The organism is Salinimonas iocasae, assembly GCF_006228385.1.
In the GTDB taxonomy this organism is placed as follows: domain Bacteria; phylum Pseudomonadota; class Gammaproteobacteria; order Enterobacterales; family Alteromonadaceae; genus Alteromonas; species Alteromonas iocasae.
Genome location: NZ_CP039852.1, coordinates 2,662,722 through 2,677,632 on the forward strand (window position 1 = coordinate 2,662,722; position 14,911 = coordinate 2,677,632).

A 14,911-nucleotide genomic window follows, 5' to 3' on the forward strand; every position below is an offset into this window, starting at 1 on the left:
GTAAATCACGTAGCAATACCTTTTCAATATCGCGAATTCCGCGTTATTGAAAAGTTACAACGAATTTTGCCCTGATTCGTAGAGTGTTACGTAAGTTCCTGTTAGCATGCCAGAAAAAAGGAAGAAAATATGGCAACAGGTACAATAATTTCTCTAGGTTTATACTTCGTTGTGATGTTGGGGATTGGGCTTTTTGCGTACCGTCAAACCAACACTGACGTCGAAGGATATATGCTGGGTGGCAGGCAGTTAGGCCCGGCGGTAACCGCACTTTCTGCTGGCGCATCCGATATGAGTGGCTGGATGTTGATGGGATTACCCGGCGCAATGTATGTGCAGGGTATTTCTGCAGGCTGGATTGCAATCGGTCTGGTTATTGGCGCGTTCGCCAATTATATTCTTGTGGCACCACGGCTTCGGGTATTTACCGAAGTGGCTAAAAACTCCATCACACTTCCGGACTACTTTGAAAACCGTTTCGCCGACAATACCCGCATACTGCGTATCATTGCGTCGGTGGTTATCGTTATCTTTTTCACTCTGTACACGTCATCAGGCGTGGTTGCAGGGGGAAAACTGTTTGAAAGCTCATTTAACTTAAGTTACGAAATGGGGCTGTACGTTACCGCGGGGGTCGTTGTTACGTATACCCTTATCGGTGGCTTTATGGCTGTGAGCATGACCGACTTCGTGCAGGGGTGTATCATGTTTATCTCGCTGGTCATGGTCCCTATTGTTGTTGTAATGGAACTAGGCGGATTGGGAGCCTCGGTAGACTCGCTGAAGAGTATCGACCCGGCCCTGTTTGATCCTTTCATGAATGCGGAAACCGGTACTGCGATATCTGTTATCGGCATGATTTCCCTCGCCTCCTGGGGGCTGGGTTACTTCGGACAACCACACATCATCGTACGATTCATGGCTATCCGTTCGGTTAAGGATGTTCCTGCAGCAAGAAATATTGGTATGAGCTGGATGATCGTATCCATTATCGGCGCACTGATGACAGGCTTGTTTGGTCTGGCTTATGTGACGGGAAATGGCAACACAATCGATCCTGAAACGGTATTTATCTATCTTTCTCAAATTCTGTTTCACCCCCTCATCGGTGGATTCCTGCTGGCAGCGATTCTGGCCGCCATTATGAGTACGATTTCATCTCAACTACTGGTTACTTCCAGCTCGCTGACTGAAGATTTTTACAAAGCGTTTTTACGTCGCGATGCTTCCGATAAGGAACTGGTTATCGCGGGTCGTATTTCCGTTGTGGTGGTGGCCGCTGTAGCGATTTACCTGGCTTATGACAGAGATAGCACGATTCTCACACTGGTCAGTAATGCCTGGGCGGGCTTCGGGGCAGCATTTGGTCCACTGGTCCTGTTCAGTCTGTTCAAGCGTAGTATGACACGCAGAGCAGCGTTGGGCGGGATGGTTGTAGGCGCCATTACAGTGCTGTTCTGGATATACTTCCCCGTAGAAATTCAGGGACAGCGTTTGTCCGAATGGATGTATGAAATCGTTCCCGGTTTTATTCTTTCCAGCCTGACGATTATGATTCTGTCTAAATCAGGTACACCCAGAGACGGGGTTGAAGATACCTTCGACAGGTTCCAGCAGCAGCTTAAAGAACACGGTTAAGCAAGCGCCCTATTAACAAGAGCCACCGCTACGCGGTGGTTTTTTTATGTCTGTTCCACACATGGCTAATTGCTTGCATAGATATATTCTATACTTGAGTAAATAAGTAGGTTGTCCTCTCAACCTAAAACTTTTTCGTTAGTTTTTCGTAACAGGTATAAAAGTGCTATTTCGTATAGCGAAATGGCATACAACAATTTGATCTAAATATGTTAGGGTTCTATACATATAATCGTTTCATATATCACTCGACAATCGGACTCGAAAAATGACAGCAGAAATACCGTCTATTACCCATCTAAAGCAGCTCGAAGCCGAGAGCATCCACATTTTTCGCGAAGTAGCCGCCGAATTTGATAACCCGGTCATGCTATATTCTGTAGGAAAGGATTCCTCGGTATTACTCCACCTTGCGCGTAAAGCGTTTGCCCCTGGTAAAATTCCTTTTCCACTGCTTCACGTCGACACCACGTGGAAGTTCCAGGAAATGATTGAGTTTCGTGACCGTCAGGCTGAGAAATATGGCTTTGACCTTCTGGTCCATATTAATCAGGAAGGTGTTGAGCATGGCGTTGGCCCATTCAGCCACGGTAGTGCCAAGCATACTGACATTATGAAGACTCAGGCACTTAAGCAGGCGCTTAACAAGTATCAGTTTGATGCTGCCTTTGGTGGTGCCCGTCGCGATGAAGAGAAATCACGTGCTAAAGAACGTGTATATTCTTTCCGTGACAGCAATCACCGCTGGGATCCAAAAAATCAGCGTCCTGAGCTGTGGAACATTTATAACTCTCAGGTCAATAAAGGCGAAAGTATTCGTGTATTCCCGATGTCTAACTGGACTGAACTGGATATCTGGCAATACATCTACCTTGAAAATATCGACATTCCTTCGCTTTATCTGGCTAAGCCTCGCCCGGTCGTTGAGCGCGACGGCGTACTTATAATGGTTGATGACGACAGAATGCCTCTTGAAGAAGGCGAAACTCCTGAAATGCGTTCAGTACGCTTCCGGACACTGGGCTGTTACCCACTGACCGGCGCAGTCGAGTCAGAAGCTGATACGTTACCTGAAGTTATTCAGGAAATGTTGCTGACTAAAACGTCAGAACGTCAGGGCCGCGTTATTGACCACGACAGTGCTGGCTCAATGGAGAAGAAGAAAATGGAAGGATACTTCTGATATGGCCACCAATATCGTCTGGCATAAACACGAGGTTAATAAGCAAACCCGTTCAGACAAGCTTGGTCAAAAGCCCCGTGTTATCTGGCTGACAGGATTAAGTGGCTCGGGTAAATCGACGCTGGCTAACCTGCTTGAGAAGAAACTTTTCGAAGATGGCAAACTGACGTATTTGCTTGATGGCGACAATGTTCGTCATGGCTTGTGCGGCGACCTTGGCTTTTCTGACAAAGACCGGGTAGAAAATATCCGTCGTATCAGCGAAGTCGCTAAGCTGTTTGTTGACTCGGGTACTATCGTACTCACCGCCTTTATTTCACCCTTTCAAACTGACCGCGACTTTTGCCGCAACTTGCTGCAGGAAAAAGAATTCGTCGAAGTTTATGTTGATGTACCGCTGGCTGTTTGCGAGCAGCGCGATCCGAAAGGGCTTTATAAAAAGGCGCGTAACGGAGAAATCAAGGACTTCACCGGTATAGACTCAACATATGAGGCACCGGTTAACCCTGAAGTACACCTGGAATACAAGGATGAATCTGCGGAGGCTACTGCCGAACGCTTATTCAACCTGCTGAACGAAAAAGGATTGATTTAATAATGGCATTACCTGATCCATTAGCAGAACAGGTTCTGCGAATCGCCAGGCTTGCGGGCGATAAGATCATGGCGATTTACGAAAAAGATTTCGCAATTTATGAGAAGCAGGACACGAGTCCGCTAACAGAAGCAGATTTAGCTGCACATAATGTGATTGTCTCAGAACTTGAATCTATCTCAGACTTACCTGTGTTATCCGAAGAGTCTGCGGATATTTCCTGGGAAGAGCGCAAAACATGGCAACAGTATTGGTTAGTCGACCCTCTTGATGGAACAAAAGAATTCATCAAGAAAAATGGTGAGTTCACAGTGAACATTGCCTTGATTGACAATGGTAAACCAACGATGGGTGTCGTTTACGCACCTGCTAAGGATACCGCGTATGTCGGTCTGGTGGGTAAAGGTGCATGGCAACAAAAAGGTGGTGATTTCACCCCGATTTCAGCCAAAAAGCACACTGACGGCGAAACCTGGAAAGTGGTAGGCAGCCGCTCTCATCAAAGCCCCGAAATTAAAAATCTGCTTGAGCAGCTAGATGGCGAGACAGAACTGGTAGCAATGGGCAGTTCGCTGAAACTTTGTCTGGTAGCGACCGGTGAAGCGCACCTCTACCCTCGCCTTGGCCCAACCTCAGAATGGGATACCGGTGCAGCCCATGCGGTTGCCACAGCGGCGGGCGCGTCCGTTACTGTACTTGACCCGGCAGACCCTCTCAATGCCAATGCAGAAGACCTTTCTTATAATCAGAAAGAGTCCGTGTTGAACCCTTATTTTCTTGTGAGCGCATAGTATGAATAGCGAAAACAGTTTATTAAAAGAAGACGTTCTGGCTTATCTGGAACAACATGAAAAGAAAGATCTACTCCGCTTTTTGACCTGCGGTAGTGTTGACGATGGAAAAAGTACCCTAATCGGCCGTCTGCTGCACGATTCAAAAATGATTTATGAAGATCAACTTGCTGCAGTGACCAAAGATAGCAAGAAAATGGGGACTACAGGCGAGAAAGTTGACCTGGCTTTACTTGTTGATGGCCTGCAGTCTGAGCGCGAACAGGGTATTACTATTGATGTTGCCTACCGCTACTTCTCTACGGACAAGCGAAAGTTCATCATCGCGGATACCCCCGGACACGAGCAGTACACGCGAAACATGGTAACGGGTGCATCTACCTGTGACCTTGCTATTCTTATGGTAGATGCCCGCGCTGGCGTCAAAACACAGACCAAACGTCACTCGTTTCTGGCAAACCTGCTTGGTATCAAACATGTGATTGTTGCCATCAACAAAATGGACCTGATTGATTTCAGTGAGGAAAAATACAAAGAGATTCAGGAAGATTACCTGAAATTTGCCGAGAATCTTGACTTCCCTGATATCCGCTTTGTACCTATTTCTGCACTTGACGGCGATAACGTGGTAAACAAAAGCGAGAATATGCCGTGGTTTGACGGTATGCCTCTGATGGAGTTACTTGAAACCATCGAAGTAGGCAAGTATATCAATGCTGATGACTTCCGCTTCCCGGTTCAGTATGTCAATCGCCCTAACCTGGATTTCCGTGGATTCGCCGGTACAGTCGTTTCTGGTGAAATTAAGCCTGGAGACGAAATCACGTCGCTACCTTCAATGAAGACCTCGAAGGTTAAGTCCATTGTTACGTTTGAAGGTGAACAGGACCGTGCATACCCTCCTCAGGCAATTACATTAACGCTGGAAGATGAAATTGATATCTCCCGTGGCGATATGATTGCCAAATCTGACAACCTGCCGTTGCATAACAGCCAGTTCAAGGCGCACCTTGTGTGGATGGCCGAAGAGCCGATGATGCCGAACAAGCAGTACAACTTTAAGTTTGCTACTAAAACGACATCGGGTTCGGTGGCTCAGGTAAATCACCAGATTGATGTGAATACGCTGGAAGAAAAAGGTGCGGCGCACCTGAATCTGAATGAAATCGGCGATGTAGATTTGAAATTTACCCAGCAGGTTGCATGCGACCCGTACAAGAAAAATCCGGGCACTGGCGCATTCGTTGTCATCGACCGTATGACCAACGGTACTGTAGGTGCCGGGATGATTATTGATGAGTTATCTGGCAGTGACCAGCATGCATCTCAACAATTCTCTGAGTTTGAACTTGAGTTTAATGAGCTGGTAAGAAAGCATTTCCCACACTGGAATGCGCTTGATATCAGCAAACTGTAAACGCAGGTCCAATACAATATGGATGTAAATCAAGTTATAGTGCTGGGGGCTTTCTTCAGCACTATTTTTGCGTTGATACTTACTAATCAGCGCCCTTCTACAATTTTTGCTCTGACTATGCTTGGCTTGCTGGTAACCCAGCAGGTTTCATTTGATGACATACTGGATAATCTGACTAACAAAGGTCTGGTGACCCTCATATTGTTGTTAATGGTGAGTGCAGCCATAGATAAAACGGCTCTGATTAAACGATTAGGGCGGAAGCTAGTGACTGCAAGCTTTACCACATCCTACTGGCGACTGTTCGGTTTAACCTTTTTCTCATCAGCGCTGTTGAACAATACAGCAATAGTGGCCAGCCTTATCGGCCCGGTAAAGCAAAATCAGTATCATCCCGCCTCCAGGTTACTGATCCCCCTGTCCTATTCTGCAATTCTGGGAGGAACGGTTACGTTGATTGGTACCTCTACCAACCTGATTGTAGATAGCTTTCTGCAGGAGCAGGGGCACCCGGGCTTTGCATTCTGGGACTTCACACTCTTTGGTTTGATAGCAGGGTTAAGCTGTGGCGTGCTGATGTTTCTGATGACGCGGTTTCTGCCTAATATTGCCAATAAAGAGGCAAACTACCGGGCATATACCGTTGAGGCTGATGTCGACCCTGGCTCAGAACTGATTGGAAAGACGGTAGAGGAAAATCATCTTCGGAATCTACCCGAGCTGTTCTTAGTCGAAATTATCCGGGATGGACAGCTGATATCACCCATTACGCCGGAATTCGTGATTCATGAAAATGATAAACTCATATTTTCGGGTAATGTACAAAAGCTCGATAGCCTGAGTCATATTAAAGGCTTAACCACCTTTGCTGAGGCTGACGGTATCTTGCGGGAAAACCTTACTGAGGTAATTGTTGCTAACCGCGCTCAGATTATCGGTCAAACACTCAAAGCGTTGGGCTTCAGAGCATTGTTCGATGCTGCCGTTGTTGCTATTCGTCGTGATGGTGAGCAGCTCTCTGGCAAATTAGGTGAAATAAAACTGCAGGCCGGTGATTTTCTCTTACTTGCAGCAGGGCCGGACTTTCACTCCAGACAAAACCTGTCTCGCAACTTTTTTGTACTCTCTGAACAAAAAATAAACCGACCGCTGAGTAACCTGCAGGAATGGATAACCGTAGGAGGATTCCTGTTGGTGGTGGCACTATCAGCAGCGGAAATACTCTCTCTGGCTATCGGGCTGCTGTTTTTTGCAGCTGTACTGATAGGCGCCAGCGTTACGTCAAATGCGGAGGTTAAGCGCAATCTGCCACTAAATCTTATCGTGGTAATTGTTGGAGCACTGAGTCTGGCAACAGCGCTTGAAGGCTCAGGGGTTATTGCACTCAGCACAGACTTTCTGCTGCCCTATCTGGCCGATACAAACTGGTTTGTCGCTTTGGTGGTTGTTTATCTTGCTACGCTGCTCTTAACTGAGTTTGTAACGAACAACGCTGCAGCCGCGCTGATGTTCCCATTTGCGTATGGGTTGGTCGGCATAATTAACGCCCCACTTATGCCTTTCGCGTTATGTGTGGCTTTTGCAGCAAGCGCCAGCTTTATATCGCCTTATGGCTATCAGACCAACCTGTTGGTCTATAATGCGACCAATTATAAATTCGGGCATTTTGCAAAGTTTGGATTACCTATATCCCTTATGTATTCGACCATTGTGCTGTTGACCCTTAATTGGTATTACCTGTAATAAAAAAGGCGTTCATCAGGAACGCCTTTTTTTATTATCTGAAAAGTACTTTTTCTTTATTAAACCAATGGACGCAAAAGCCCAACAATAGCCCGGCAATTATCGCTGTGGATGCAAATATACCGATCAGTTGATAGTAATCCATGGTGCCCTTTATAAGCTCTTTCATAGCCAATGCGACATTTGTAAGCGGTACCCACGCCCAGACGCCTTCAAGCTCAATTCCCGGCATCGCAGCAAGCACAACAGGCACAATGACGAACACTACCAATGGCCCCATGTATCCCTGAGCTTCCTTAAATGTTTTGGCATAGATAGAAAGGCTGAGTAAAAGTGCTGAAAAGATCGCCACGACCGGAATCAGCATCAGAAACACCAGAATCAAATCAAGCACATCAATTGCTACCAGAAAATTACTTATCGCTTCAATCGCGAGCCCTTGACCTGCTATTACGCCCCATATTGCCATACTAAGGACTGTTATGAGCGCGGTGGTCACACCCGCTACGGCAATAGTCAGAAATTTGCCAAACACAATTTTGTTTCTGTCGATAGGAGAAATCAGAAGTGTTTCGAGTGTGCCTCGCTCTTTTTCGCCCGCACCAAGATCTGCAGCCGGTATCATGCCTCCCTGAAGGCACAGAATGAAAACGACGTACGCAACCATCCCGCCGATAACTTCACCAATGTTCTCGCGCGTATCAGCCACATTTATTTCTTCAAGTGAAATAGGTGTGATGAGCACCTTTTGCTGCTCTTCAGTGATATTCAGCGAATTAAACGCCTCTCTTTGCGCCTCGGATGCAATAGGTTCAATAAGCTTTTCCAGCCTTGATTTTATGGCATTGAACCCAGCTCCGTTGTAGTAAAGCTGCACGTTATGCTGACCAGACGCCAGAGGTTGCGCAACAAACCCGTCAGGAAATTCCAGTACGAAGTCTACATGTTCGTCTTTCACCCACTGCCTGATATCAATTCCATCAGCCAGTTCAACCTGCTCAAACCCTTCAGCTTCCTGAATGACAGTAGCAAGCGTAGGGGCCGCCCCAGCGTTTAACAACGTGTATTTGAGAACCTTATTTTGCGCGTCCTGAGCGGCTTTACTTGAAAAGTAAGCCACACCACCAATGATCACAGGAAATAAAAGAAGGGGAAGCAGAATCATAAAAAACATCGTTTTCTTATCTCTGACGACTTCTTTCAGTTCTTTTAAAAATACCTTCCACATGGATCTATTTCCCTGATAGCGTGGTTAAAAATGCCTGGTGTAATGAGTCAGGTGCCAATGCTTTGAAGCTGGCCAGTGAATCATTAAAGACTGTCCGACCATTGTTGATGACCGTAACCTTGTCACACAACTCGGCAACTTCACCAAGATGGTGAGTTGAAAAGATAACGGGTATGTTTTGCTCTTTTAGCCCGTTAATAAAGTTGAGTACTGTTTGCGCTGCCATAATATCCAGCCCCGTAGTAGGCTCATCCAGAACCACCAGTGAAGGGTTATGAATAACTGCCCTTGCAATGGCTGTTTTCTGTTTCATGCCGGTAGAAAAGTTATCGCACTTTCTGTCCAGGAATGTGTGCAATTCCAATACTTCTGAAAGTTCATCAATTTTGGTATCAATAGCCGCTTTCGACATACCGTGCAGCTGACCAAAATATTCGATATTTTCACGCCCGGTAAGCCTGCCATATAAACCTGTCGCGCCAGACAGGAACCCGATTGCTTTTCGGGCGAGTAAAGGTTTAGCAACAACGCTATTGCCATCAATCTGAATATCACCGCTGTCAGGCTTTAAGGCCGTAGAAAGCATGCGCAACGTTGTTGTTTTTCCAGCTCCGTTAGGACCAAGCAAGCCAACCACCTCGCCTTTTTCACAGGTTAACGATACATCCTGAACAGAATGGAAAAATTTACCGCTAAGACGTGGATCTTGTCGTTCCTGCTCACTTAGCTTTTTGGGGTTATCCACCGCGAATTTTTTCGCTAAGTGACTTATTGTTATCATTGTTGCTCCCTAACAAATTAGCACTGCTTTCGCAGTCCACTTTACTGCACGAAAATTACAACTTATAAAAAAAATTGCTTCAAGATGTTTCAGGTACAGTTTTTAGCTGATAAAAAAGGGTATGCTATGCATCCACACGACAGTATTAGATTTTAAAAGGAGCACCGGATGCAAACTGTCACTAACCCGCTGCAAGCTTGTAATAATATCTTTTTCAAACCGCGCGGGGTCTTCCAGGCACTGGCACACAAGAACAATTGGTCCTGGATTCCGTTTATTGTTGTAATGATAGCGGCCATCTTACCCAGCTACCTGTATTTTTCCATGATTGATTTTCAATGGTTCGTGGATATGACAGCCGCTGGCATGGGCGATGTATCTCCCGCTGAAATGGAACAGTTTCGTAGCGCGCAAAGCCCCAAGCTGTACACAATTTCTTCAATTGTCGGCCCCTTAATTGGCATTACACTGTTCAATGCACTGGTAGCATTGTACCTGCACCTTGCCACGAAATCTGATGAGAAAAATGTCCAGGGCTTTACCGACTGGTACGGTTTTACCTGGTGGATAATGATGCCAGTGCTGATATCTTCTATTGTTGCGCTCATTTTATTAGCCATGGCCGACTCCCATCAGATATCGCCTAATGTACTGCAACCACTTTCACTTGCTTACCTGTTTAGTGTCGACATTCATTCATCATGGTTAGCATTGGCTCAGGCAGCCAGCATTATTACTCTTTGGACCATGTACCTTGCGACCGTAGGGATTACGCAGTGGACGAGCTTCTCTACAAAGAAAGCGGCTGTAATTGTTTTAGCCCCTTACGTGCTGATTTACGGTATCTGGGCTATCGTTTTACTTGTTGCATAAAGGCAGCTGCTCGTTACGGGGCTTGCCCCGCAGCGGGCGAAAATATTCCTGGTTGGCATAAAACACGCTGTTTTGTGTGTGGTGCCAGCCAGGAACACCAAGTAAAGGTAGCGGCGGCAGCGCACTTCGAACCGCAAATCCCTCCAAAGACATAATCCTTGTTTCTATCGCCTCATCAAGTAATTGATTCTGACTATTGAAGTCTGATGCTTCAAACATATCGTCCACAATAACCGCCATCCATTTTCCGGTAAGACCGATGAAGGGATTCAACAGCATTTCGTAATTGGCATGACCGAATATGCGGGGATGGATGATATCTCCCCATGCAGACTGATGTTTCAAAAACGCCTCGTCCCATTCATGAAACGCCAGGTGTTGTAATACCGCATTCGCGTCTGTTAGATGTCGTTGAGGGACGGCCAGTACAACGCCACATTCGTCGAAGTGGGTAATATGATTTCGTCTTTTTGTACGGGGATGCAATCCGTGATGAAGGATATCTTCAACGTGCAGTCGGTTCAGATACCACTTTGTTTTAGGGAACTGCATCCAGATACAGGCATTAAATAAATCGTGCCAGTCATTTTCCCGGGTTGGTACTGCAGTATCCTGCGCAATAATCTGTTCATAATAGCGATTATCAGCACCATCAAAAGCAGATTGCGCTTTAAACACAGGACCTTCCCATTTACCTGTTGTTAGCGTGGACGCAGCATGATTGAGCTGTAATGCTGTGGGAAATGTAGTGTATTGATGCAATGTTAACTGCTTGAGCAACTGAGGAATAAGTGGAGACTGAAAGCTATCAGAAAAGACAGAAGACCATGATGTGCCGTTCGAATTCATAAATCAGTATTGGTTCGCCTGGTGAGTTTCTCTATACTAAGCCCTATTGTAGAGCAAACAGAGACCAACAATGAGAAAAATCTTTTTGCCTGTACTGGTACCTGCCCTGTTAGGGGTTACAGCCTGTTCAGAACCAAAGAATAACGCGCAACAAACAGATTCAGCTACCACCGCTAACGCCCCGTCTAACTTCGATGAAGCGTATAACAGCATTACCGCTGACAAAATTAAAGCGCCGTTAAAGACGTTAGCTTCAGATGAGTTTGAAGGCCGGCTACCCACCACCGCGGGTGAGAAGAAAACGTTAGACTATCTGGTTAAACAGTTCAAGGCGGCGGGATTCAAGCCTGGTAATGGTGACAGTTATTTGCAAAAAGTGGCGTTGATGGAAATTACAGCCGATCCGAATATGCAGATGACTATTGGCAACAATACGTTTGAATATAAAAGTGACATGGTAGCTTCGTCAAAGCGTGAACAAAACGAAATTTCAGTAAAAGACTCAGATGTCGTTTTTGTTGGATATGGCGTGAATGCCCCAGAGTACGACTGGAACGACTACGAGGGTATTGATGTAGAGGGCAAAACAGTCGTCATGCTAATTAACGACCCGGGTTTTGAAAACGCTGAAGGGGGCAAATTTCAGGGTAAGACCATGACTTATTATGGTCGCTGGAGTTATAAATATGAAGAGGCCAGCCGCCAAGGAGCCGCTGCCGCTATTATTGTTCATGAAACAGCACCCGCATCATACCCCTGGTCAGTGGTTGCCAATAGCTGGAGTGGCCCTCAATATGGTTTGGTTAGCAAAGATGGCGGCGCCAGTCGGGTCGCTGTTGAGGGCTGGCTGACGCTGGACGCAGCTAAGCAGGTATTTGCCGATGCCGGTATGGATTTCTCCGCACAAAAAGCAAAAGCCATGAAGGGGCCTTACCATCAACCTATGGATGTTCAGGCATCAGTAACGGTTAAAAATAAATTTGAGAAGTCCGAAAGCAATAACGTGATTGCGACATTACCTGGCGCAGAAAAACCTGATGAGCACGTTATTTATACCGCTCACTGGGATCATCTGGGCAAAGACGCTTCACTGGAAGGCGATCAGATATACAACGGTGCCCATGATAATGCCACCGGCACAGCTGCCAGCCTGGTAATGGCTGAAGCATTCAGCAAGCTTTCGCCTCGACCTGACCGCTCTGTTAGCTTTTTAGTCGTGACGGCAGAAGAGCAAGGCTTACTCGGCTCAAAATATTATGCCGCAAATCCTGTGATTCCAATGGAGAACACCGTTGCGAACATAAACATGGATGCTATGAATGTATTAGGCAAAACTAAAGATGTTGCGGTGGTAGGAAAAGGAAAGTCCGATCTGGAGACCTACCTGGCTGACGCAGCAAAACGTCAGAACAGAACACTGACTCAGGAAGATAAACCTGAAGCAGGCTACTACTACCGCTCTGATCACTTCAGCTTTGCTAAGCAGGGTGTTCCCGCGCTGTATGCAGAAGGTGGCAGCGAACCTGCTGATGAGGAAACAGCAAAGTATCGCAAACGCATGAATGTAATTGTAACGGGTTGCTACCATCAGGTATGTGATGAATTTCGCGATGACTGGGACCTAAGCGGTATCGCTCAGGATACAAAGATGCTCTTTGATGTGGGTGTACATGTGGCTAATGCTGAAGAGTGGCCACAATGGAGTAAGCAAAGCGAGTTCCAGAGAAAAAGCGATCAATAAGGTAGCTTCGCTACGACATTGTTTGTTGCACATATAACGCTTGCAAAGCCACCTTCGGGTGGCTTTTTTGTTATCCGGCTCTGTATACGCAATGAATATGAAGTTTTAGCTTGCAATTTCATGTCACAATGGCACATTCGTAAAGAGGGCTGTACATCAAAAATAACAATAAAATCGCGACGCTTTACAGCACACGACAGAAAACACCACTTTTTTAATTTGTGATAGAGAGAGCCCGTTTTATGTGTGGTATTTTCGGTATCCTGGACATCAAAACCGATGTGTCCGAACTCAGAACCCAAGCCCTGGAGCTTGCTAAGTTATTGCGCCACCGTGGCCCTGACTGGTCTGGTGTTTGGAATAATAATAATACCATTCTGTGTCATGAACGGTTGGCCATTGTTGATGTAGACACTGGTGCGCAACCGCTCATCAGTCAGAATAATCAGCATATTCTCGCTGTTAATGGTGAGATATATAATCATAAGGCGCTGGCTGACAATCTGGCGTCCCCCTACCCTTTTAAAACGCGCTCTGACTGCGAGGTTATTCTGCCGTTATATAAAGAAAAGGGCGTATCTTTTATTGATGAGCTGGAAGGCATGTTCGCTTTTATTCTTTATGATGACGAACAGGACGCCTACCTGATTGCCCGTGATCATATGGGCATTATTCCGCTCTATACCGGCTATGACGAGCACGGTAACTTTTATGTTGCCTCAGAAATGAAAGCGCTCGCCCCCATGTGTAAGACTATCAGTGAGTTTCCGCCAGGGCATTACCTGTGGAGCAAAGATGGTCAGTTGACTCAGTATTACCAGCGTGACTGGATGCAATATGAAAATGTTGCTGATAATGAAACGGATTTGCCCGCACTTAAAGCTGCGTTTGAAAAAGCGGTAAAATCTCATCTCATGTCAGACGTCCCCTATGCCGTACTGCTCTCTGGTGGACTCGATTCATCTTTGGTTTCGGCGGTCGCGGCTCAGTATGTTGCCAAACGTGTTGAAGATGAAGATAAAACAGATGCATGGTGGCCACGCCTGCATAGTTTTGCTGTTGGTCTGGAGGGCTCACCTGATCTCATCGCGGCCAAAAAAGTCGCCGACAAAATTGGCACGGTGCATCATGAAGTTCACTTTACGATTCAGGAAGGTCTGGATGCTATCCGCGACGTGATCTATAAGCTTGAAACTTACGATGTGACAACTATCCGCGCAGCAACGCCGATGTATCTTATGACCCGTAAGATAAAGGCCATGGGTATTAAAATGGTGCTTTCGGGAGAAGGCTCTGACGAGATATTCGGCGGCTACCTGTATTTTCATAAAGCCCCCGATGCAAAAGCATTTCATGAAGAAACAGTGCGCAAGCTTGAGCGACTTCATATGTTCGACTGTGCCCGTGCCAACAAAGCGACCAGTGCATGGGGCGTCGAGGCGCGGGTTCCTTTTCTGGATAAAAACTTTATTGATGTCGCCATGCGGCTTAACCCGAAAGATAAAATGTGTCTTGAAGGGAAAATGGAAAAATGGATTTTGCGTAAAGCATTTGATGACGGCAATACCTTGCCAGAAGAAGTGCTGTGGCGTCAGAAGGAACAGTTTGGCGATGGCGTTGGTTATTCCTGGATCGATTCGGTGAAAGCCTTCGTTGAGGAGCAAGTTACAGACCAACAACTCGCTACAGCCAACTTTCGCTTTCCGGTAAATACGCCTGATACCAAAGAAGGCTATTACTACAGAACTATCTTTGAAAGCTATTTTCCTCAGGAAAGCGCTGCACGGTGTGTACCGGGCGGCAAATCTATCGCATGTAGTACTGCCGAAGCGCTGGAGTGGGATGAAAGCTTCAGGCAAAACGCTGATCCCTCAGGTCGCTCAATGAAAGGGGTTCACAGCGGTACCTAATCTTACTTACCGGTGACGGCGTCCTGCTGTCACCTATATTTTCGCTGCATCGCAGCTTATACGGGTGTAATAACAAAAATTCCGTTACACTAGATGAGTACCCCATTTACGCAACCAGGGTAACGGCTTTCAGGCCATTGGAAAGTGCTGACACATCATCAT

Annotated in this window: 12 protein-coding genes; 9 read left to right on the forward strand and 3 right to left on the reverse strand. The window is 46.3% G+C overall.

Annotation, left to right across the window (positions count from 1 at the left end):
* Positions 1-129: 129 nt before the first annotated feature.
* The 6 genes from putP (at position 130) to FBQ74_RS11850 (ending at position 7,367) form a co-directional block, all read left to right on the forward strand.
* Positions 130-1,638 carry a sodium/proline symporter PutP gene (gene putP / locus FBQ74_RS11825; RefSeq protein WP_139756858.1) on the forward strand — a complete coding sequence of 503 codons (1,509 nt, stop codon included), beginning with the start codon at positions 130-132 and terminating at the stop codon, positions 1,636-1,638.
* A 268-nt stretch (positions 1,639-1,906) separates the two neighbouring features.
* Positions 1,907-2,821, forward strand: a complete 915-nt coding sequence (cysD, locus tag FBQ74_RS11830; protein WP_139756859.1) for a sulfate adenylyltransferase subunit CysD — start codon at positions 1,907-1,909, stop codon at positions 2,819-2,821.
* Between the two features lies 1 nt (position 2,822).
* A complete protein-coding gene (gene cysC, locus FBQ74_RS11835; protein ID WP_139756860.1) occupies positions 2,823-3,416 on the forward strand; it encodes an adenylyl-sulfate kinase in 594 nt (197 codons plus the stop codon).
* Positions 3,417-3,418: 2 nt separating this feature from the next.
* Complete coding sequence (gene cysQ / locus FBQ74_RS11840) at positions 3,419-4,207, forward strand: 3'(2'),5'-bisphosphate nucleotidase CysQ (protein ID WP_139756861.1); 789 nt, start codon at positions 3,419-3,421, stop codon at positions 4,205-4,207.
* A 1-nt stretch (position 4,208) separates the two neighbouring features.
* Complete coding sequence (cysN, locus tag FBQ74_RS11845) at positions 4,209-5,624, forward strand: sulfate adenylyltransferase subunit CysN (protein WP_139756862.1); 1,416 nt, start codon at positions 4,209-4,211, stop codon at positions 5,622-5,624.
* A gap of 18 nt (positions 5,625-5,642) precedes the next feature.
* The gene (locus FBQ74_RS11850; protein WP_139756863.1) at positions 5,643-7,367 is read left to right on the forward strand and encodes an SLC13 family permease; all 1,725 of its coding nucleotides are present in this window, start codon (positions 5,643-5,645) and stop codon (positions 7,365-7,367) included.
* A gap of 34 nt (positions 7,368-7,401) precedes the next feature.
* Here FBQ74_RS11850 and FBQ74_RS11855 read toward each other — a convergent pair whose 3' ends face one another.
* Positions 7,402-8,595 carry an ABC transporter permease gene (locus FBQ74_RS11855; RefSeq protein ID WP_139756864.1) on the reverse strand — a complete coding sequence of 398 codons (1,194 nt, stop codon included), beginning with the start codon at positions 8,593-8,595 and terminating at the stop codon, positions 7,402-7,404.
* Between the two features lie 4 nt (positions 8,596-8,599).
* A complete protein-coding gene (locus FBQ74_RS11860) occupies positions 8,600-9,376 on the reverse strand; it encodes an ABC transporter ATP-binding protein (RefSeq protein WP_139756865.1) in 777 nt (258 codons plus the stop codon).
* A 168-nt stretch (positions 9,377-9,544) separates the two neighbouring features.
* Here FBQ74_RS11860 and FBQ74_RS11865 point away from each other — a divergent pair, with 168 nt between their 5' ends.
* Positions 9,545-10,249, forward strand: coding sequence for a Yip1 family protein (locus FBQ74_RS11865; protein ID WP_139756866.1), 705 nt, complete (start codon positions 9,545-9,547; stop codon positions 10,247-10,249).
* On the opposite strand, the gene FBQ74_RS11870 is transcribed toward FBQ74_RS11865, so the two are convergent.
* Complete coding sequence (locus FBQ74_RS11870; RefSeq protein ID WP_139756867.1) at positions 10,235-11,098, reverse strand: DUF3025 domain-containing protein; 864 nt, start codon at positions 11,096-11,098, stop codon at positions 10,235-10,237. The genes FBQ74_RS11865 and FBQ74_RS11870 overlap by 15 nt on opposite strands.
* Positions 11,099-11,168: 70 nt before the next feature.
* Here FBQ74_RS11870 and FBQ74_RS11875 point away from each other — a divergent pair, with 70 nt between their 5' ends.
* The gene (locus FBQ74_RS11875; RefSeq protein WP_139756868.1) at positions 11,169-12,839 is read left to right on the forward strand and encodes a M28 family metallopeptidase; all 1,671 of its coding nucleotides are present in this window, start codon (positions 11,169-11,171) and stop codon (positions 12,837-12,839) included.
* 242 nt (positions 12,840-13,081) lie between these two features.
* Positions 13,082-14,749, forward strand: a complete 1,668-nt coding sequence (gene asnB, locus FBQ74_RS11880; protein ID WP_139756869.1) for an asparagine synthase B — start codon at positions 13,082-13,084, stop codon at positions 14,747-14,749.
* Positions 14,750-14,911: the final 162 nt, after the last annotated feature.